Below are 19,935 nucleotides of genomic sequence, written 5' to 3' on the forward strand. Positions count from 1 at the left end.
TTGGGGCAGGACGTCCTCAATCTGCTAAAGGGTGATGTGTTCGGCCGAGGTGGCTATCTCGGCGGCTTGCGTGCGGAGCAGTTCGTTCACGCCCGCGGACGCGGCGGAGTGAATCGGTCCGGGCACTCCGTAGACGATGCGGCCGAGTTCACCGGCAGCGCGGGCGACGGCAAGCACGCCGCTGCGCTGCCCGGCTTCGACGATGACAGTCGCCTGCGAAAGGGCTGCCAGCAGTCGGCAGCTTGCGTGAAACCGGACGCGAGCAGGGCGAGTGCCGATGGGATATTCGCTGACCAGAAGTCCGCCCTCTTCGATCACGGCCTGGTAGAGCCGCGCGTGGGACAACGGGTAATTCTGGTCGACGCCGGTGGCAAGCACGACAATGGTGGTGCCGTCGGCGGCCAGGGCACCGCGGTGTGCGGCTTCATCTATCCCGAAGCCGCCGCCGCTGATGACCGTGGCACCGGCGCGGGCTAGTTCGTTGCCGAGATCCGCGGAGACGGTGTGACCGTACGGTGTTGATGCGCGGGTACCGGTGATCGTGACTGCAGATCGGGTGAGGTCGGCGAGGCTGCCGTTTCCGCGCACCCAAAGGGCAAGGGGAGCGCCGGCGAGGCCCGTCAACCGGACGATCGGCCAGTCGTCGTCTTCGGGCGTGACCAGGCGCGCAGTGCCTGAGTCGAGAGCGTGCAGATCGTCGTTGATCACCGCGTCGGACCGAGCGATCTCGTTGAGGACGGCGGCAGGGGCGGTGCCTTGCCAGATCTGTTCAGCAGCTTCGACCGGCCCTACGTCGGTGACATAGCAGTGGACGTTGGGTGCCGGTGGTTCTGCGGCGCCGAGCAGGTAGAGGCGGGCGTGCAGTTCTGATTGTGATGGCATGGTCGGTTCCTCCAGAGAAATCGCGGGACAGCCGGGGGACGCGATGGTGATCGGTTCAGCCGCTGATCACAGCTCGCACCTCGGCGGCGGTTCGGAGGGTGCCGTGGGCACTGGATTTGGCGTACGCCAGGGAACCCGGGCTGGTGAACCACAAGGTGAGAGTTTCTGCTCCCCGGACGCATCCGCGACGGTAGCCTCGCGCGTCGCGGAGTTCGTCAAGCGGAGGCAGTGTGCGGTCAGGGCGTGAGATCCATCCACGGGCGGCGAGATCGTCGGCGATTCGTGGGCAGTCGATGTCTTTGCTGCGCGCGTGGGCGTATCCGGCGGCGGCGCGCGCCAGTGTTTCCGCGAGGCTGTTCATGCGTTCGGTGACGTCGTGCGGACCCTTCGGCGGGTACGACGTTGCCCTGAACTGGGTGTACGAGTCATCGGTGAAGTCGGCGACATAGATGCGCAACTGCTCGGCGTAACCCGCGACTTCTTCGAGGCTGGCGTTCCGCAGCACGGCGAGCTGCTCTGCCTCAGCGGCTCGCGCGCGAAGCTGTTCAACCTTGGCGGGATCCGGGGTGGTCGGGTCGTAGCCGGCGCGCGAGATCATCGGAGATACTCCTGTCGAGAAGGCCTGTCGTGCGTGTGGCAGTGGCGTGCGTCAACGTGTTGGAAAGCAGGGGTTTCGCCTCTCGGTGCCCGCGCGGAAAACGAACGCGCGGGCACCGAGAGGGCGATGTGCGCGGCAGGCCGTCACCGCAGCTGCCGTGCGATCGGGCGGATCCGCAGCGGGTGTTCGCCGCGGTACGAGGCCGCCAAATGACCGTGGTCGACGACGACGTGGTAATCGTCCAGCCACACCGAAAACCAACGTTCGGCCCGAGCACCGCGACGACTCGAAGAGCCCGCTGTTACAGGCACGCCCGGTACGGGTGTGGTGCGGTAGGTCGCGAGCGTTCCATTGACCATGGGACAAGCGACGGCAGTGTAGGCCGAACATTGCGGGTGCAGGGCTGGTTCGCTCGTGCATTGCCGAGGAAGATCGGACGCCCGCAAGAGAAGGACGACAGGATGGGGTGCGAGACGGTGCCCGCACACGCCGCACAATCGGTGCACGAGGGCCTGTTCGGCGTAGGTCTGCTCGATACTGCCGAACACGTATCGACCGTCTGGCAGTTTCGGCGTTATCCACGGCACGACTAGTCCGCCGACGAGCGGCCGGCCGGACAGCCATGCGGGAACGGGAGGGTTGTCAGGGTTCATGGAACGGGTTCCTCTTGGTTCGCGAGGCTCGTTCGATCCGGTCGCGGCGAGCGGCGTTGACCGCGGTCTGCCAGTGGCTCCACCGGCGACCTGCTTGGAGAGCCTTGTAGCGTGCGATATTGTTGGCGGGAATGCCGACGGGCGTGGGTCCCAGGACGGCGAGCAAGTCCAACTCTTCTTGCGAGTGCCAGCCGGCTTCGGTGATCGCACTGGCGTCCGGAAAGACGTCTGCGACACGGTCTGTCGACGGGTTGAGTTGGTCGTCTTGCCTGCCGCCGTAGGAGTAGACCCACCAGAAGTTGCGCGGCGGGTCTGGTTCAGCGAGCGTCCGAAATGCGGATACTTCCTTTGTGTAGGCGTAAAAGCTGGTGGTCGGCGCGCTAGCGATGACGCGCAGCCAGGCTGACAGATGAGCGTCACTGAAGAAGTCCCCGGAATCGTGTTCTTGATGATTTGTGTGTCTCACGAGACATGGCATGTGGTCCTCCGTCGGGTTGCGGAGTTGCGCGGAGCCGTCGAGCAGGGCTTGTGAGTTAGGTCACTGACTGGCTGTGGGGCGGATGGGGATGACGTCAGCGCGGTGGTGTGCGAGTTCTTGTCGGAGCAGGGTGTTGTCGTGGTGCAGTGCGGCGATTGCGGTGGTGGCGGCGTCGAGACGTCGTTGGAGGTCGGTGTATTCGCGCTTTTGGGTGGCGAGTTTTTGTTGCAGTTCGTGGATTTCTTCGTCGCGGCGGGAGGCTTCGGGATCTGCGGTGCTGCGTTGAGCGACCTGGTCGTCCCATTCCGCGAGGATGGTGCGCGCGGTTCATGGTCGCGCGGCTGACTCGGGCTTCTTTCCACAAGTTTTGCTTGGTCAGCTGTCCGTCGGTGTGGCGCGCGGTTCCGGTGAGCAGGCGGTGCATGGCCGTTCGTAGTGCTCGGGCGGTTGCTGCGGTGACGCCGTCCTCGGTGAGGGTGCGGTCGGACGCGGTGGTCATTGGTTCTTTCCTTGGGCGCGGTCGAGGATGGTGGTCGCCTGGTCGATCTCGCGGCGGATAAGGGCTTTGCGCGCGGGAGGAAGGCTCGGGGTGTCCAGGAGCTTGAGGTGAGTGCGCCGGTGCGAGTCGTGGATGGCGAGGTGCTCGACGCCGATCATGCTGTTGCGGCAACGGTCGGGTCGGCAGCGTTCGTGCAGCGGGCCGGAGTGCCCGTCGGGGATGGTGGCGTTTTCCAGGCAGAGGGCTCCGGTGGGGTTCGCCGGGTCGAACAGGCAGTTGTTGAGCGCGCCGAAGCGGATGGTGATGCGGCTCTTGCGAAGCAGGTCGGTCTCGACGCGGGCGTCTCCGCCGCGAGCGTGGACCGTCGCGAGGATCTCGTCGAACGCTTCTTTGACTCGGTCGGCGCCGGGGCCGTAGCCGATCTGCTGGCCGGCTTTGTGCATGCCGTAAAGGTCGGTGAATCGGCGGAACCGGTTCGCCTCCAGCGCGCTGTCGAGCAACGTTGCCCAGCTGGAGTCGGACGCGGCGTAGGACTGGGTGGTGCGGTTGGCCAGCGCCCGTGCCGCGACGTGCTTGAGCTGCAAGCCCAGCGCTACTTCCGAGCCGGGGAACTGGTCGGTAAGCATCGCCATCGTCCGGCGGAACATGTGCGGCCGGACGCGGCCGGCGGGGATCTCGTCCAAGCCGGTCCAGTCGCGATCGGCGTTGACAGTGCCGATGAAGGTGTCGATCATTCGGTCGCCGTGGACGGCGGTGTCGGTCGAGCGCTTCATGGGCGCGAACACGCGCTCGTGGTGGGTCGAAACAGCCTCGGCGACGGCGATGGCTTCCGCGACCGGAGCGGTGATCCACCAGTATTTCCCCGGCCTGCCGGGATGTCCTTTGTCCAGGGACGACGCGATCGCTGGTGCGTTGAAGTGGTCGACGACGGCGCCGCGGCAGATTTCGTGGATTTCGCTGTCGCGCATCATCGACAACGCGGCGACCAGGCAGAAAGCCGCGTCGCGCAGTTTCGGGAGCAGCCGGTGGATCTCGCGCGGGTCCAAGCCGGGGTGCCAGGGACCGGTGGTGCCGTCCGGGCGGGTTGTGCGGGCGAGGTCGTCGATGAGACCGGTGGTCGTTCGGTGCCCGGCGTGCACGGCGTCGAGGACGCGAGCCCGACGCTGCGTTCCCAGGCTTGTCCGGGCGAACAGGTTGTCGGTGGCCCGGTTGCCCAGAAACAGCCTGAGCACGTCCCAGTTGACCATCGCCTCGCTTGTCTGTTCGTGTGCGACGGTGTATCGCTTGGCGTGTATGGGGATCGGGTTCGTCGGGTCGGCGAGGTAGTCCTCCAGCAGGTGGTGCATGTTCCCTCGCGAGCTGGACGGCCGTGCGAGAGCGACCCGGAGTTCGGCGAGTCGCCGGGAGGCGCGCAGGACATCGGGGGCGAAGGCGCGGACGTAACGCCAGGCGGCTTTGGTCAGCGGGAACCAGATCTCGGGCGGAATGACGGGAGTGGACAGGTGGCCTGGCGGCGGCATGTCGGCCGCTTTGCGCGCGCTGATGCCGCGCCAGGGGTCGGTCGGCGGGCCGCCCAGGCTCAGCGCGGGGCCGATCTCGTGGAGGCGTTTGATCAGCAAGATGTGGTTCTTCACGGTTCCTGCGGTCAGACCGCTGTTGCCGCGGCTGGTGATGTAGCGCCGCAAGTCGGTCGCCGACCACTTGCGCAGTTGCGCGGGCAACTCGTTGTCCTGTGCCCAGCGGGCGAGCAGGCGCAGACGCGAAACGGCGCCGATGACGGTGCCCAGGTCGCAGGGCGTGGGCGGGAGGTGGACGCGGGCGTCGATGACGGCGTCGTGTCGCGGGTTCGCCATGATCATGGCCAGCTCGCGTGCCGTGAGATTCCATTGTGGATCGTCCAGCGCCTTGTTGAAACGCGCTCTCCACCCGCATTCCGGGAGGTTGGCGTTGCGGCGGACGACGCCGTTGAAGTCCCAGACGTCGGTCTGCCCGAACCTCGGGCTGATCGCGCCGGTCAGCAGCGGATGGCTCTGGATCACGGGCTCGTCAGGGGCGAAAACTGATGGGGGCAGCCGGTGTTCGGCGGGTCGGGTCATGCGTCGAACTCCACGTGTGCGGCCAACGGCAAGGTGAGGGAGACGTCGCTTCCGGCGATGTGTTCGCGGGCCAGGGCGATCTCTTCCTCGGTGCGTTCGGCGAGGACGGCGTGCAGGTTGGTCCAGGACTGGCCCCAGACGGTGGTGAACCGTGCCGGCGCCATCCGTTGCCGCAGCCGGTCGAGGTGGTCGGCGAACAGCAGCAGCTGGGGAAGCTGGCTGGGCAGGATCCAGGCGTTGCGGCATTCCAGGCAGTGCAGCGGCGCCACTGCGCATAGCTCGCCGCGAGGGCTGTAGGGAGAGTCGTAGGGATCGGAGCAGTGGGTCACGCCCATGTCCAGCTGGCCGTGCATCAGGTCGTCGGCCTGCTGGTCGGTCAGGCCGAGGCTATGCAGGCGTTCGGTGTCCTCTCGCGTCGGTCCGGGCTGCTCGGTGAGGACGGTGGGGCCGTGGACGGCTTGGTCGAACCAGTGCTGCTGGGCGGCGTTGATCACTTCGGCGGAGATCACGCGCAGCGTGGTTCCTTGGGCGTAGTGACCGCGGAAGGTCTGTTCGTGATGGTCATCGGCGGCTTGCTGGATGTGGCCTTGGGCGACGGCGATCTTTTCGACCTTGGTGGACTTGCGCAACCGCCTGATATCGGCTTTGCCGGTAACGGTGACCTCGTGCTCCCGCAGCCAGACGCTGAACCGGACGGGCGGTGCCTCGGGATTCCACTCGGCGAACTTCAACCGCAGACCGACGTCGACCACGGCCCGGACGAACAGCTTGCCCTCCGGGTCGGCAGTCCGTTGCCGCGCTCGCTCGGTGACGCCCATCAGCCGGCGGATGATCTCGCCCGGTTCGCGTCGCGGCAGGTTCCGGAAGTCCTCGGTCTCGACCACACCGCCGACGCTGTCGACGGGCTTGTCGGTGAACGAGCGGTAGTAGCGGCGCTGGGCCCGCTTCTTCACCAGCGTCAGCCGGACGCCGTTCGGGACGAACTCCACGTCGTTGCCCGTCAGTTGGCCGATCTCCTCGGGAGCACGGCCGGTCGCGTCGGTCAGCAGGACACGGAAAGCGTGCAAGTCCAGCGTGCTGGGCCACAACTGCGCGACAAGCCAGCGGCTGAGAAACTGCTTGGCAGTGCGTGGAAGCGGTCCGTCGGGCAGCCCGACGCACTCGCGCAGGTGCGCGGGCCAGGACGTGGAGACCGGCAGGCGATCGTGGATGTCCTTGGGCGTGATGGCCTGATGGGCCAGGCCCCAGAGCAAATCGGGGATCGACGTCCAGCAACCGTGATCGGGATGCCGCCCCGCGGCGGCCAGTTCCCATCCCCCTGCGAGGCGCTTCTCCAGGGCGACCACCGCCGTCCAGGCTGTCCGGACCAGCTCGAGCTTCTCCTGGCGGGAGAACTCGTCCAGTTCGCCGCAGTCCCCGACGGGAACCCCGCTGCCCGCGCGGGCGAGCGCGATCACCGCGTCCGCCACGGGCCTTTCCGGATGCTCGACCCGCCTGCGGATCAGCACGCGAATCGCGCCGGCCAGGATGGAAGGACGGGTCGAACCTTCCGGGAAGTTCGAGGGCAGCCAGCGTTCCCAGGCCGCGACCGCCCGCGCGAGATCTGGCTCGTCTTTCTCCAGCGACGCGTCCGGTGCGGCAGCGCCGAATCGGTTGTCGACGCAGGCACAGAAGCTCGCGATCGCCTGCCGATAGGACTGCACCGATCCGGCGGCGAGCCCGGCCGCCTCGACATACTCGACCCATTCCTGGGCCAGCTCGGCCGCCAGCCCGGAACAGGCGTAACGATCTGGCACGATCCGGCTGGACTGGTTGCGCTTGGTCGCCGTCGACGCGACGACCACCCACTCGTTCCGATGAGGACCGCTGTCGCGCGACGAGCCGGGTTCGACCTCGAGATCGGGGAAATCCCTGACATAGTCACCTTTGCGAGGCATCGGCGGGCCTCCTTTCCTCCAACGAGAGCGCGTGCGAGGCGATCTGCGCGTAGGTCGCTTCCTGTCCGAGGTCGCCGACCCAGCCGCGGAACGCGTCGTCGAACTCGTTGAGCAGGTCGTCGGTGTATTCGAGGTACTCGTAGGTCGTGCCCGGGTCCGAGTGGCCCAGCCGTCGGCTGACGATCAGCAGCGGGTTCAGCTTGACGTGGCCGGACAGCCAGGACCGGTGCCGTCGGCGGCGTGCGGCCGCGTCGGGCTCGTCGCCGTCCATCAGGCTCTCCAGGTAATTCAGCATTTGCAGCGCGTAGGTGTGCCGCAGGTCGTGCCAGCGCCAGCGCCGGCGCGGGAGCAGCGGCGTGCGCTCGCCAGCCCCCGCGACCATGCGCCTCCAGGCCGCATGCCGATACCGCTTCCACGAGTCCGCGCGCGGCATCAACCCGCCGTGGCAGATGAACACCGTCAGGGCCTCCAACCCGGCGCTCGTTTCGCGGACGGTGATCCGCCGGAGGTCGGCACTCATCGCGGACATGACGAACTCGCGCTTGAGTCCGTCCAGCTGGCCCGAGATCCGTCAGGAAGCGTGGTCGATCCGAGAGACCACGAACAGGTCCCGATGACGCTGCTGCAGCCGTGCTGCGGATCGTGCGGCCTGCTCAGGCCGCTCCAACAACAGATAGAGCTCCAGAGCTCGCATCGATTCCTCGGGCACGTAGATGTTGCGGGCCTTGCCGTACTTCGCGCACGCCTGCACCCTGAACTCCACCTGGTCGACCGGGTGCCCGACGTCGATGCCCAGCTCGGGCAAGAGCACGGTCGCCCATTCCTGCCACCGCATCCCGGTTCCCAAGGCAAGATCAGCCGCAGCCTTGTTCCGATGGGGTGACCAACCTCGGAACAAGGTGTCCACTGTGGAGTCGGAGCGCTGCCCGCCCAGCCCCACGTCGCGGAAATACCGGTACTGGGCCAACGTCAGGTGTCGGATGTCCATCCGCTGCTTGATCGCTGGTGCCAAAGCGCTCCGTCCGCGGGCGAGGGCCCGGACCGGAAGATCGTTCCGAATCCCCGCCGACACGAGGCACTTGTAGAACTGGTCGAGCAGTTGAGCTTCCTTCTTCCACGCCGAACCGCCGATGGGTCGTTCCTGGAGCCTGGTGCGAACCTTCTTGTATGCCAGTACATCCGACTCGGTAGCCATGAGGAGATCTCGTCCTCGACCGGTCAGGAAGTCTGCGAACCGGGCGATGATCCGGCCATAGTCCTTCATCGTGGCCGGCGACAGTTCCGCGTTCGACAGGGTCCGCGCCCACGAGCACAAGGGCTCGACTGGCATCATCGTCTCCTCGTCAAGAAAGACCGGCGTGCCGTCAAGAACGCCTCGATCATCAAGCAGGTCAACGACATCCCGACCAGCAAGCACCCCCACGTCGAGGTGCCTCCGTGCGGCTTGAGTGTCCACGAAGTACAAACGCATCGGTCATGGATAGCAGTGCTCACGACACACCCTCCCGGCGGTCTACACTGCGAAAACGTGCTCTCATGAGACACACCTGAACTGCCCCAAGAAGTCATGGATCCGCACCCATGCCCCGGCGAATTTGGGATGCGTCACTTCGGCAGTCATCTGGACTGTCCATCCGGGAAGGTCGTCGAGGACGTACCGGAGGTTTTCCTGGTGCCGCTGCAGCACAACCGGGAATCGGTAGGTTCCGTTGCGGGCGTAGCAGACGCTCGCACACACTCCGGCGGACGGACAGGTGTTGTAGTTGCGTCCGTCGGGAAGCGTTCCGGCGAAAGCCGGCAGCGACCAGTTCCAGATCCCGAGCCGCTTCAGCTCGCGGTTCTGACGCAGCAACGTCATTGACACTCCTCATAATCAAGCGAGGAGGGCCGGACGAACGTCCACTGTCGAGCCTACGCTCGACTGTCCGCGATCAGCGGTCCGACCGGATTGGGTGTGGTGGCGACCGTCGGACGGGGGTAAGCGGCGACGGCTCGATCGCCGGGCCGAACGAGGTGCCAGTCGCGAAAATCCCTACGTGGTAAGCAATCGCGACCGCGTGCGCTCGGTTGACAGCCCGAAGCTTGCGAAACGCGTTGTACAGGTGGGTCTTCACCGTTTCAGCGCTGACGTATTCGACCTGCGCGATCTGATAGTTGGACAGCCCGCGGGCGACGTGCGCGAGCATCTGGGTTTCCCGTCCGCTGAGAGACGGCCGACGGTTCATCGGCCCCGCCGCAGTAGGCGCTGCCACCAGTTAGCGGTTCGCGGGTCTCGTTTTGAGCAGACCAGGATGGAACAGTCGGCGGGGATTCCGGCCTGGCGAGCGCGGCGAGAAGAGCGGCGGACGCGGCCGAACTGGCTGACAACCTCCTGGGCGGCACGCGCGTGCTGGCTTTTGGTTCGATCCCAATCCTGTGGCACGACAGCCAGCAGAGTCCCGTTATCGGCGAGCAAGGACCACGCCAGGAGCACGGGCTCGGCCCAATCGGGTTCGAATACCTGATTGAGGATCACGGTGTCGAACTGTGCATGGCCGTTGTCTCGCAACCGTTTGAGATCGTCAGCCGACTGGACGAACGTCAGAGATTCTTGCGGTTGGCCCGCGGCGAGACGCTTCTGTTCGGCTGCTTCGGTGTAAGCGCAGCACACTAGAACTTGCTCGGCCGGAGGAGATGTCCGTGCGCTGTTCTCGATTCGATGCATACCAGGTTCCTTCGTGTCGGAGGACGGACCCGCACCCCGCAGCAGTCGCGCGTCGCGCGCGTGCAAGCCCGCGGACGACGACGGTGCGGTAACACGCCTAATTCGGCTTGCACGCCGCCGCGCGGATGCTTGGGTGGCTGGGGCCGTCTCGGCACGAAGGAACCTCGGCAACTTTTCGGATGCCTTTCGCCGACAGGGATTATTTGACTTCACCTGTTGACAAAGTCGCACTCTTTGGGCAAGCTGAGAGCAGAAGGTGATCAGCTGTCAGCCCGGACCGGAGCGGCTGCGGCGGCACCTTCCGGACGGCGGCTCCTTACCCTTTCCCCTCGGTGGATGCCGCGGTCCGGCCTGGGAGGCGGTTGTCGGGGAGGGCGCCGTCTCCCGGGCGACCGGCCTTGTACTTGGCTCTGGCGGAATTCGTTTCTGAGCCCTGGAATCTGCTTTGCGCGATTGCCGGGGTGATCATCTGGGACGTGCGAACAAAGCACTCAGCCATCCGAGTGAAGTGTTGCGTTCTGCATACACTTGCGCACTGAGCGGTATACGTTGATCGACTTGGAGGCGATGGGTGGAGTCGCCTTCAAGAAGTCATATTGGCAGGGGAGGCCGTATGGATCTCGTTGTCGTGCGCCGAAGGTCTATGGATTCGCGTCGCCACTTGCACGGAAGCAGGCGTCGGGACCGCGACCTATGACAATTCCGCGGGACCTGGCTGAGGATGCCTGGTCCGTCCGAACGTCCGGATAGCTGCGGTCAGGCGCGTGCCGGCCCGGTCCCGATGACGCACGACCGCCGCGGGGGATGAATGTCTGCAGGAAGCAAGCCCGGCTTCGCCGAACCATTGCGAAACAGCGAGTTCCGGGCACTGTGGCTTGCCGAGCTGAGTTCCGTCATCGGCGACCAGTTGGCGCGGGTGGCGCTTGCCTTAGTCGTATATTCGCAGACTTCATCTGCCTTGCTCACCGCACTGACGTACGGTTTGACCCTCGTGCCCAGCTTGCTGGGCGGAGTGCTGTTGTCTGGCTTGGCCGACAGGCTTCCCCGGCGCACCGTCATGGCCGCGGCGGATGCCGCACGCGCCCTGCTCGCCGGGGCCATGGCTGTGCCCGGATTGCCGTTGCCGGCGTTGTGGAGCTGCGTCGGACTCCTGAGTTTCGCGGCGGGACCGTTCAAAGCCGCGCAGATGTCACTGCTGCCGGAAGTCCTCGGCCGTGGCGAACACTATGAGGCAGGGCTCGCACTGCGACAGTTCACCACCCAGATTGCGCAACTCGGCGGATTCGCCGGGGGAGGGCTGTTGCTAGCGTGGCTCGATCCGCACGTCGCGATGGGACTCGATGCCGGCACATTCGTGGTCAGCATGATCCTGGTGCTGCGCGGCGTGCACGGACGACCGGCCGCGCGTACCTCGGAGCCGTCGGAGACGTCGGAGCCAAACGGCGGCATTCCCCGCGACAACCGCGGCGTCGTTGTCGCGTTGTTCGGGCTGGTGCTGCTGCTCGGCCTGTACATCATTCCCGAAGGGCTGGCCGCGCCGTACGGACGCGAGGTCGGTGTTGGCGCGCTCGGGATCGGATTGCTGATGGCAGCCGACCCGATCGGCAGCGCGATCGGTGCCTGGGTTTCCACGTTGGTGACCCTGCCGACGAAGGTGTCTACGATCGTCGCATTGGCCGTGCTGGCCGGGGTGCCGCTGATCGCCTGCGAAGCGAGGCCGAACCTTGCTGTGACGCTGGTGCTGTGGGCGACGACTGGCGCTGTTGCTGAGATGTACGTGATCAAGGCCCAGGCTCTGGTGGTGGACGTCGTGCCGAATCGAAGACTCGGTGGCGTGATGGGCCGGATGGGAACGGCGATGTACTGCTCGCAAGGCCTCATGATCGTGGCCGGCGGAGCTGTCGCGGACCGCATCGGTCCGTTTCGGGCAACAGCTGCGGCGGGTGCGAGTGCCGCAGTGGTGGCGCTGATCGTCGGCGCGGGGTGGTGGGTGGCTCGCTCCCGAGGAGCAACCAGGAGCGAGCCGATCTCAGTGGATCGGGAGCATGATCACCATTCCTTGCCGCGCACGTTCGGCACCTCCCCCCGGGACCAGGACCGCCTGGCCGACCGGGCCGTGCACGAAGAGGCAGCGCCGACCCGGTCGGCGACACATAGGAGTCAGTATGGCGGGTAAGGGCCAACAGAGCCAGGTGCAGCGGAAACAGCTGCGCGGAGGCGAGTATCTGATCGGAAATCGAAGCTGATAGATGCTCCGCGCTCGGTTTTCGTAACGGTCATACTCGTCGATCTTCTGGCTGCCTCGCTGGTGCTCTGGTGGCTGTGGATCGAACCGCCGGTGTTCGCAGACGTCGGCCGATCGGTGCTTGTCACCCTGGGAGGGCTTCTGAGCGCAGAGCTGACCTGGCGTCTCGAACGCCAACGTCGGCAGCTCACCGATACTCCGCACGTCAACATGAGTTCGGTCGCGATCCTGGCGGTCACGCTGGTTTCCGGTCCAGTCCTGGGGGCGTCGGCCGCTGCGGTGCTTTACTTGCATCTGTGGTGGCGGGCGTCCAGGTGGACCAGCGGGATCGCCCCATATCGCGCGGTGTTCAACACCAGCGCGATGATCATTCCGGCGTGCGTGTCGTATGGCGTGGTCCGGGTCTTGGAGCCCGGGGATGTGCTGAGCGCGCCGAGCGAGGTCAGCGCCTGGGTGCTCCTCGCCGCAATCGCAACGTTCTGGCTGGTAAATACCGTGGCTGTCGGTGCGGCGATCGTGACTGCGGAGAAGCAGCGTTCGATTGCCGGGATCGTCGGCGGCTGGAGCGCCAACGCGCTGGAGGTCGTGACTCTGTTCCTGGGGGCGATCACCGCAGTATTCGTCCAGTTGCGGCCATGGCTCGCGCTCTTCCTGCTGCCGTTGGTCTACGTTCTGCACCGCAGCGACTCAGCGAAGCACCTCGAGACCGCGGCCAGTACTGACCGCAAGACCGGCCTGCTCAATATGGAGACCTGGCGGTGCCTGGCCGAGGCCGGTCTGCGGAAGGCGCGACGGCACCGTGTGCCGACAGCGGTGCTGATGCTGGACCTGGATTTCTTCAAACGCATCAACGACACCCACGGCCACCTGTTCGGGGACGATGTTCTCCGTGCTGTCGCTCAAGTGATCAGCAGCGAGACGCGCCGGACCGACCTTGTGGGCCGCTTCGGCGGCGAGGAATTCGTAATCTTTCTGTCCGACGTCAGTCTCAGTGGAGCGACCGAGATCGCCGAGCGCATTCGGTGTGCTGTCGCAGCGCTGGAGATAGTTCCCGGCGAGGAGGACAGCGCGTCGGCGGTTTCCGTTCGCGTCACGGTCGGCGTGGCGTGTGACAACGGGTACGCCGAGGACGACGTCGACCTGAGCGAGCTGCTGCTCTCAGCGGACAACCGGCTGTTCTTCGCCAAGGGCCAGGGTCGTGACCGGATCAATGCGGGTTACACCAGGCAGGCTCGTTGACCTGACGCTGCTGGTTAATGGTTCGGTGCTGGCTCGTAGCGGTGCATCCACTCGATCAGTGGGCGGACGGCGCGCAACGCTTCCGCGCCTTTCCGGGTGAGTTCGTACCAGGTCGGCTTGAAGTGGCCTTCGTCGGCGTGCAGGCGGACGAGCCCGTGATCTTGCGCTCGTTTGAGCGTCTTGGTGAGGCTTTGGTCCGAGAGCGGGCTGACGTCGTCGCCATTGCCCGGCCGGACTTCGCCTTCGTTCACCCGGTCACGGATGTCGCGGTACTGGAGCTGGTCCTCGGTGGAGAGCGCGGCCAGCACCACGATCATCCACCGTCCTCGGAGCATCTCGACCGCCGACTCGAAAGTCTTCTGGTACGACATGTTCTGCCTCGACACGTTCTCAGCTAACACGATCCACGTGACAGTGTCTCGCTGAACGGCGGATTCTGTTCAAGCTAGGCCGAATGAGTGAACACTGCGCGGAACACCCCCGCGTGAGTCGACGCCGATGACTGGCGTGAGTCGGCAGATTGCCTGGTAGGCAGGCCGCAGCCGGGACTGACCGCCTGGCACCGCACAGAAGCGCGAGGCTTGGGCGAGCGGCCAGGAGCAGGCCGCACGTCCAAGCCTCGCCGGACAGGCCGAATTCGCAAGGGTGGGGAATGCGCGCGAAGCGAGCGGAAGAGTCCAGGCTGGAACCGAGCATGATCGCGGACGTCGGGAGACTCGTGGGGGAGATTCCGGTTCCGCGGCCGTTCAGCATGAACGGTTTGGTCGACCGGCTGAACCGGCTCCGGGACAAGCCGATCCGCCTGATGCGCGGCGATCTGAGCGGAGCCATGCCTACCGGCATGCTCATCAGAACCGAGTCCGCCGACTACATCGTTGTGATCCGCGACATCGAACGCGGACATGCCCGGCACATCCACTTTCACGAACTCGGGCACATTCTCTTGGAAGACGCGGACGCCGCTGGACCGTGCTTGCCGCGCGCGGACCCCCGTTGCCGCGAGGTCGGCGAGTTGATGGCGGAGGAGTTCGCGCACCAGTTGGCCGAGCGGATCGATGCACATGCGCTGAGCAGAGACCGCGGTCGTGACAGTCACGCAGTGGTGGCGTTGGGCAAGACGTTCGCGGCGGCGACAGATCTGCGCGACGCGAATGCGTGAACCGCTTGGGTGGGTTGCGCTGGCGGTGGGTGTATTGGTCTCGGCAGAAGGAATCCGGACGCTGATCGTGTTCGCCCGGCATCGTGACGCACTGGGCAAGGCGTATCTCGGGACGATGCTGGCTTTGTTCGGTGCGTCGCTGGTGCTCAGGGCACCAGAGGTCACTTCGATCGTGACCAACGCGACCGGCGGGCCGAACCTGACGATCTTCGTGCGCGGAGCGTGCTCATTAGGAACGCTGATCGGACCGGCCGGTCTCCTGGGGCTCAGCGGATGGGGTTGGCTGCGGCTGCGGTACGTCCTGGCTGTTGTCGCGGCCGGAACCGGCGTGCTGGCCTGGACCGTCTTCGGTGAACCGCGGAGGAGTGAAGGCGTTGAGCTGCTGGGCGCGGTCGTCTGGATCGGCGGCGCCGTCCCCGCGCTCGCATTCGCGGTATACACGATGCGAATCAGAAAACTGGTGAGGCAGGCGTCGTTGCGCCTGCGAGTCGCGGGCGATCTGACATTTGCTGGCTGTCTGGTTTGTGCGACCGGGGTAGCGGCGAGCCTGGTCGCAGTGGTCGGAGGGCCGGATTTGACCGGAGGCAGTGCCTGGCCAGGGCTCGTCGTGCAGGGCCTCGGCGGAGTGCTCATCGCTGCGGGCTCGTGTTTCGGCGAAGCCGCGGGCCTTGTCGAGGACGTCCGTATAAGTCTGGAGAACGCGAGCGTCCGGCGATTGTGGTGCTACGTCGAGCCGATCAGACGGACGATGACCGATCGGCTTCATGTCGGCGGAGTGCTGAATCGGGAGATCATTGACATCTACGATGCGCTCCTTCTCGCACAACAACAAAGCTGCAAGCGAGTGCGTGACAGGGCGGTGCTGGTTGCGGAGGCAGCGGGCCTCGGTCAGCGGGATCGGGCTGAATTTCTCGATGCGATCGAGCTGCGCGCGGCGGTTAGCGGCTCGTGCCGTTTCCTCGGAACGGGCAAGCGTGCTCCGTCGGAGAAGCTGAATATTGAGGTGGAGACGGACCCGCTCGATGTGGATGCGTTAGTGCAACGGGAGAAGGTTGTCAGATTGGCTAGACGCGTGCTGCGGGACGGGATGGTACGGCGTACCGCTTGAACTGCATAGCGGCCGTTGTGGCACGCGGCACGTGCGGGGGCGCTCGCGCAAGCCGGTTTCGTTCCTGTGGATGAAGCGTTCGAACGTATGCGCCGCTGCGGCCCCGCGCAAACAGCGAACGACTCAGTACAACCGCCGAGAACATCCCCGCTGCGTCCTCGAACCGGCCGCCGTCCTGGTCTGCTCTCTGCGCCGTTGTTTGCCCCGGTTGACTACGGTGCAGGCCACGGCGGGTTCGAACGGCGGCGAAACTTCCCGTCCCGAAGCGAAAAATTCCACTCTAGTCGCCATCGACGGGCCGATACTGCAGGTCAGGAAGACGTTCCTCGGCGGATCGGCTGCCGTTCCCGGTCATTTGGCAGGCCGGAACGATGATCGTCCTGGCCGGCGGTTGGATGCGCCGAGTAGTACTTGGCCAACGTGGTCTCAGCATCGTGCCGCCCGAGCCTGCGTCGGTGATTGCTGAGGGGCCGCCCTCCGTCGTGGCTATCGCGGTGGCCCCCAGGCTGTTGCTGATCGCGAACCCTCGACCCGACTACGGCGATGAAGATCGCTACCACCGGAGGTCTGGTAGGCACCGTCATGTCGTTGTTGCCGCCGTTCCTGCCGTTGTTCGTGGTATGGCTGGTGATCGCGGGCCGGGGATCAGAGTGTTGTTACATGAAATTCCCTTTTTCACTCGATGGGGGCATTTCGGCATGATTTTTTGAAGAAGGTCCAACAATTCTCCTCCGTTGGACGTCTTAACAGGCGAACACGCGAACGTCGGTGCACCATCGGCAGCGTCGCGCTGGCCACCGGGCGGCAAAGGTCCCCGGCTTGGACGGATTTCGGAGAGTCGGAGTTGACCGAAGAACCACGCGGCGTACGGCGTGCCGTGGACGCACGGATGGCTGGGCTGAGTATCGAACACCTGCGTTGGCTCGACCAGTTCGTCCGCGACGACCAGAAGCGGTTGCTCGTCAGCTTTGCCCGCTACCTGGGCGACTGGATTGGCGCCGAGGACGTGATGCAGGACAGTTTGGTCAAGGTCCTCCGGTTGTGCCGTTCGCAGCCGGATACCGCGCCGACCAAGGCGCTGGTGTTCCGCATCGGCATGAACGCCGCCAAGGACAGTTGGCGTAAGACGAACCGGGACGAGCGATTGTTCGATCAGTTGGCAATGCAGTACCCCGCAGCCGTCCCGGCAGACCTCGCCGTGTCCCACGTCGCTGCCGAGACATTGGATGCGATGCCGCTCCTCAACGCCCAGGCGTTCCTGCTCTGCAAGCTGGCGAAGTACTCGTCTCGGGAGGCAGGGGAGATGCTGGAGCTTCCGCCGGGGACGGTCCGGGACAAGACGGCGAAAGCGATCGCTGCCTTACGCCTGGCGTTGACGGAATACGAGGGCGGCGGCCCGGACGAGGGAGACGGATGAATCTCGACGATGTTTTTCCGGTCGAGCTGGCCGTGATCGCAGCAGAGGCCGACGAGATGACCGTACGGCGGAAAGTCGGCGAGACTCTGGCCGCCTACGACAGGTTGCTGGCCGATGCCGAACAGCTCGCCGAGGTCGACGGCGAACTCGCCGCGTTCAGGGAGGCATCGGAAGCGTTTCGCGAAGGCAGGGAGGCCGAACAGCGGCGGGAGTACTCCGTATCCGTAGAGAGATACCGGACCGCAGCGGAAGCCGGCCTTGGAGACGCATCGTTGCGGCTGGCTCGCTGCCTGGTCGAGCTTGGCCGTCATGCCGACGCGCTCGCGTGGTGTTCGAAGGCAGAGGGTTCGGGTTTCGACGAGGCGGCCGACCTGGCTGTCCGGTGTCATGCGGCCCTCGCGCAGGAACCACCGCCTCGCGCCCGGCCGGACCGAGGCACCGTTCTCCCCGACCCGGTGGCCGAGCCGGAGCGAGAACGTGCCAGCGGCCCGCCCCGGACCCCGGGCGACAGCGCCGACCCGGGGCTGACCCGTCGGCTGAAGGCGCTCGCGTGCACCGCGCCGCTGCACGATCTGGACAGCCGCAAGTCGATGCTCGACTGGCTGGACCCGGCCGCGTATCAGATGGCTGAGATCGCCCTGCGCGTCATTGACCTCGTGACCATCGCGATGGACTTCGACAAGGGCGCCGTTCACGACGACATCATCGGCCGGGTGGTCCCGTTCGTTGCCAACCAGGCCCCGCAGCGGCCAGGACCGGAACATGACCGGGTGGCACGCTGGGTCCTCGAACGGCTCATCAACGTCGGCACCGTGGATCGCACCTTCTACCAGGTCTACGGAGAGATCGACGTCGACGGCCGGTACCACCGCCAGCCGTTCTACTTCAAAATCGTCCGTGAAGTGCCGGGGCCGCGGGGCTCGGTTTCCCTGCGAGCGAGCGACGAGGCGATCACCGTGCTGATCGGGGCGCTCGACACCGATGTCGAATCGGCTCAGATCGCCGCCGAAGTGAAGCTGCAGAACCTGATCGATCGCGGCAAGCTGGCCGACGCCCGGTCGGCAGCCGAGCAGGCGCGGTACCGCACAGTCCAGTACGGCGAGCTGCTCCGGCGGAGGCTCGAAGCGACGAGGCGCGATCTGCGACTGGTCGACTGGAACGTCGAATTGCCCACCATGCTCGACGACGCGCTCGGCCACATCGAGGACCGTATCCGGGGCGAGCAGATCATCCACGCGAGCATCACCAAGGCTCGTGACACGACTGATGAGCCGGTTCGCAAGCGGCACGCGGCCGAACTGGTCGATGTAGTCGAAGATTGCTTGCGTCGGCACGTTCAGCTGCAGGCCCGGCTTCTCGGGGCTCGTTCGGTCTTCCGCGAGGAGCAGGACCGGCAGCAGTTCTCCGGCCCGCCCCGCCGTTCGGCGATTAACCTGCACGGGCAATTGCTCGAGCCCGTTCTGAAACAGACGGTCAAGGCGGCCGTTCGCCCGTTGAGCACTTTCTTCCAGGGCGTCGCCGGGCCCACCGTCCCGGAGGTGGTCACTCTGCACTCGCTCATCTCGACGCTGTTGAGGCCTTCAGCCGAACCGGAGAGCACGGCGGGCCCCGTCGTGTGCCCGGTGCTGGACGAGCTTCCTGACAATTCCCGGTTCACCGACGAACACTGGCTGCTCGCCGACGAACTGCTGAACCTGCCCGGACAGGTCCGGTCCCTGAGCGAGTTGGTGACCGACGCCGCCGCTCACGACGACGAGTTGCCTGCACTGATCGCGCTACGAGCCGGGCACGCCTTGGCACCGGGGATCGAATCCGCGCGTGCGAAGCGGGCGCGGCGGATCTTGGTCGCCGTGGCCAGTGGCACGACGTTCCTGGGGCCACGAGCCACTGCGGGCGGGGACGACCTTCTGCTGACCAGCGCGGAACTGGTCGGCCCGGCCGCCGGACCGGAGGCGGACGCACCTCCGATCGGGGAGAGCGCATGATCGCCGAGGACGCCGAGCAGGTCGGCAGGTTGATTGCCTTCGGGCTTCGCCCGCGGCTGATCGCAGAACGGGACAGCACATACCGGGACCTTGTCCGCCGGTTCGACCAGGACGACGTTTTCGCGGGCCTGGTCCGCGCTTTCGCGGCGGGGATGGGCCTTTCGGTGCTGGCTGTGGGCATGCCCAGCGGAATCGTCCTGGTCACCGAGGCCGAGTCGGTGTTCGAGACCAAGATGGACGACTACGCGAAATACATTTCGACGAAAGAGCGACGCGAGACGCAGAGGATGTTGCACGGTGTCGCTCATCTCGCCATCGCTGCCCTCGCCTTCCCTCGAGCCGAAGACCTCGCGGACGACACGCACAGAGGTCGCGTGTCGGTGGAGCAGGTCGATCTAGTGGTGCGGGAGACGTGCCGGCTGCTCGACGAACGAGCTGCGCGGGCAGAGCAGGACGACACTCCCTTGGCCGAAGACAGCGAGCTGGAGCGGGCATGGCGTGCTTATCAGCGTCGACCCGAAGTGGGTTCCACCAAGGACAGCCGGGCCAACGCGACCGCGACTCGCCAGATCGTCCGCCGGGCGCTGAAGTACCTGGCGGAGCGCGGGCTGGTCCACCAGGTCGGAGAGGACGCCGACGAGGTGTATCGAGCGACGCATCGGTACCAGGTTCAAGTCCGCGAGACTGCTTCCCACGCCGCGTTCCGCGAGTTGCTCGAGCTGGGCGCTATCCCCTCCCTCTCCGGCACAACACTGGCATCCACCGAAGGCTGAACACGACATGTACGAGTTGTCCAGGGCCCGGCTCTACTCCGTCGGCCCGGCCGGTGCCCGGTACGAGGACGTCACCATCGACCTGTCCAAGGCCGGGAATCCGGTTCAGCGCGCTCAGCTCGATCTGCTGGAGGGTTCGGCGGTTCTGCGGCCGTCGCCCGC

The 19,935-nt window shown here is 65.8% G+C and carries 20 protein-coding genes; 8 read left to right on the top strand and 12 right to left on the bottom strand.

Going from position 1 to position 19,935, the window contains the following annotated elements; genetic code table 11:
• Nucleotides 1-24: 24 nt before the first annotated feature.
• The 4 genes from dprA to ACFXI3_RS15740 form a co-directional block, all read right to left on the bottom strand.
• Complete coding sequence (gene dprA, locus ACFXI3_RS15725; protein ID WP_378400068.1) at nucleotides 25-708, bottom strand: DNA-processing protein DprA; 684 nt, start codon at nucleotides 706-708, stop codon at nucleotides 25-27.
• A 229-nt stretch (nucleotides 709-937) separates the two neighbouring features.
• On the bottom strand, nucleotides 938-1,480 hold the full coding sequence (locus tag ACFXI3_RS15730) for a hypothetical protein (RefSeq protein ID WP_378400069.1): 543 nt from the start codon (nucleotides 1,478-1,480) through the stop codon (nucleotides 938-940).
• A gap of 143 nt (nucleotides 1,481-1,623) precedes the next feature.
• Entirely contained in the window at nucleotides 1,624-2,133 is a 510-nt protein-coding gene (locus ACFXI3_RS15735; protein ID WP_378400070.1) for a hypothetical protein, read from the bottom strand.
• On the bottom strand, nucleotides 2,123-2,611 hold the full coding sequence (locus ACFXI3_RS15740; RefSeq protein ID WP_378400071.1) for a hypothetical protein: 489 nt from the start codon (nucleotides 2,609-2,611) through the stop codon (nucleotides 2,123-2,125). Before ACFXI3_RS15740 ends, ACFXI3_RS15735 begins: the two co-directional genes overlap by 11 nt.
• Before the next feature lie 117 nt (nucleotides 2,612-2,728).
• Here ACFXI3_RS15740 and ACFXI3_RS15745 point away from each other — a divergent pair, with 117 nt between their 5' ends.
• Nucleotides 2,729-2,956, top strand: a complete 228-nt coding sequence (locus ACFXI3_RS15745; protein ID WP_378400072.1) for a hypothetical protein — start codon at nucleotides 2,729-2,731, stop codon at nucleotides 2,954-2,956.
• A 150-nt stretch (nucleotides 2,957-3,106) separates the two neighbouring features.
• Here the strand turns inward: ACFXI3_RS15745 and ACFXI3_RS15750 are convergent, their stop codons facing one another.
• The 7 genes from ACFXI3_RS15750 to ACFXI3_RS15780 all read right to left on the bottom strand — a co-directional run bounded on the left by ACFXI3_RS15750 (nucleotide 3,107) and on the right by ACFXI3_RS15780 (nucleotide 9,847).
• A complete protein-coding gene (locus ACFXI3_RS15750) occupies nucleotides 3,107-5,206 on the bottom strand; it encodes an integrase (RefSeq protein WP_378400073.1) in 2,100 nt (699 codons plus the stop codon).
• Nucleotides 5,203-7,143, bottom strand: coding sequence for a hypothetical protein (locus tag ACFXI3_RS15755; RefSeq protein WP_378400074.1), 1,941 nt, complete (start codon nucleotides 7,141-7,143; stop codon nucleotides 5,203-5,205). Before ACFXI3_RS15755 ends, ACFXI3_RS15750 begins: the two co-directional genes overlap by 4 nt.
• Entirely contained in the window at nucleotides 7,127-7,663 is a 537-nt protein-coding gene (locus ACFXI3_RS15760) for a hypothetical protein (RefSeq protein WP_378400075.1), read from the bottom strand. The genes ACFXI3_RS15755 and ACFXI3_RS15760 overlap by 17 nt, the downstream gene beginning before the upstream one ends.
• A gap of 51 nt (nucleotides 7,664-7,714) precedes the next feature.
• Nucleotides 7,715-8,614 carry a site-specific integrase gene (locus tag ACFXI3_RS15765; RefSeq protein ID WP_378400076.1) on the bottom strand — a complete coding sequence of 300 codons (900 nt, stop codon included), beginning with the start codon at nucleotides 8,612-8,614 and terminating at the stop codon, nucleotides 7,715-7,717.
• Nucleotides 8,615-8,677: 63 nt separating this feature from the next.
• Nucleotides 8,678-9,001, bottom strand: a complete 324-nt coding sequence (locus ACFXI3_RS15770) for a hypothetical protein (RefSeq protein ID WP_378400077.1) — start codon at nucleotides 8,999-9,001, stop codon at nucleotides 8,678-8,680.
• 73 nt (nucleotides 9,002-9,074) lie between these two features.
• Nucleotides 9,075-9,368 (bottom strand): response regulator transcription factor, encoded by a 294-nt coding sequence (locus tag ACFXI3_RS15775; RefSeq protein WP_378400078.1) that lies wholly within the window; start codon nucleotides 9,366-9,368, stop codon nucleotides 9,075-9,077.
• A complete protein-coding gene (locus ACFXI3_RS15780) occupies nucleotides 9,365-9,847 on the bottom strand; it encodes a hypothetical protein (protein ID WP_378400079.1) in 483 nt (160 codons plus the stop codon). Before ACFXI3_RS15780 ends, ACFXI3_RS15775 begins: the two co-directional genes overlap by 4 nt.
• Before the next feature lie 808 nt (nucleotides 9,848-10,655).
• On the opposite strand from ACFXI3_RS15780, the gene ACFXI3_RS15785 reads away from it, so the two are divergent.
• Both ACFXI3_RS15785 and ACFXI3_RS15790 read left to right on the top strand, forming a co-directional pair.
• The gene (locus ACFXI3_RS15785; RefSeq protein ID WP_378400080.1) at nucleotides 10,656-12,023 is read left to right on the top strand and encodes an MFS transporter; all 1,368 of its coding nucleotides are present in this window, start codon (nucleotides 10,656-10,658) and stop codon (nucleotides 12,021-12,023) included.
• A gap of 132 nt (nucleotides 12,024-12,155) precedes the next feature.
• Entirely contained in the window at nucleotides 12,156-13,331 is a 1,176-nt protein-coding gene (locus ACFXI3_RS15790; protein WP_378400081.1) for a diguanylate cyclase, read from the top strand.
• A gap of 14 nt (nucleotides 13,332-13,345) precedes the next feature.
• On the opposite strand, the gene ACFXI3_RS15795 is transcribed toward ACFXI3_RS15790, so the two are convergent.
• Nucleotides 13,346-13,717 carry a winged helix-turn-helix transcriptional regulator gene (locus ACFXI3_RS15795; protein WP_378400082.1) on the bottom strand — a complete coding sequence of 124 codons (372 nt, stop codon included), beginning with the start codon at nucleotides 13,715-13,717 and terminating at the stop codon, nucleotides 13,346-13,348.
• Nucleotides 13,718-14,025: 308 nt separating this feature from the next.
• Between ACFXI3_RS15795 and ACFXI3_RS15800 the strand changes: the two genes are divergently transcribed.
• The 5 genes from ACFXI3_RS15800 (at nucleotide 14,026) to ACFXI3_RS15820 (ending at nucleotide 19,773) form a co-directional block, all read left to right on the top strand.
• Entirely contained in the window at nucleotides 14,026-14,490 is a 465-nt protein-coding gene (locus tag ACFXI3_RS15800; RefSeq protein WP_378400083.1) for a hypothetical protein, read from the top strand.
• Entirely contained in the window at nucleotides 14,483-15,598 is a 1,116-nt protein-coding gene (locus ACFXI3_RS15805; protein WP_378400084.1) for a hypothetical protein, read from the top strand. Before ACFXI3_RS15800 ends, ACFXI3_RS15805 begins: the two co-directional genes overlap by 8 nt.
• A gap of 889 nt (nucleotides 15,599-16,487) precedes the next feature.
• The gene (locus ACFXI3_RS15810; RefSeq protein ID WP_378400085.1) at nucleotides 16,488-17,015 is read left to right on the top strand and encodes an RNA polymerase sigma factor; all 528 of its coding nucleotides are present in this window, start codon (nucleotides 16,488-16,490) and stop codon (nucleotides 17,013-17,015) included.
• Nucleotides 17,012-19,000 (top strand): hypothetical protein, encoded by a 1,989-nt coding sequence (locus tag ACFXI3_RS15815; protein ID WP_378400086.1) that lies wholly within the window; start codon nucleotides 17,012-17,014, stop codon nucleotides 18,998-19,000. Before ACFXI3_RS15810 ends, ACFXI3_RS15815 begins: the two co-directional genes overlap by 4 nt.
• Nucleotides 18,997-19,773: a hypothetical protein gene (locus tag ACFXI3_RS15820; RefSeq protein ID WP_378400087.1), complete on the top strand. Its 777-nt coding sequence runs from the start codon at nucleotides 18,997-18,999 to the stop codon at nucleotides 19,771-19,773. The genes ACFXI3_RS15815 and ACFXI3_RS15820 overlap by 4 nt, the downstream gene beginning before the upstream one ends.
• Nucleotides 19,774-19,935: the final 162 nt, after the last annotated feature.

Source organism: Amycolatopsis sp. NPDC059235 (genome assembly GCF_042754125.1).
Lineage (GTDB): Bacteria > Actinomycetota > Actinomycetes > Mycobacteriales > Pseudonocardiaceae > Amycolatopsis > Amycolatopsis albidoflava.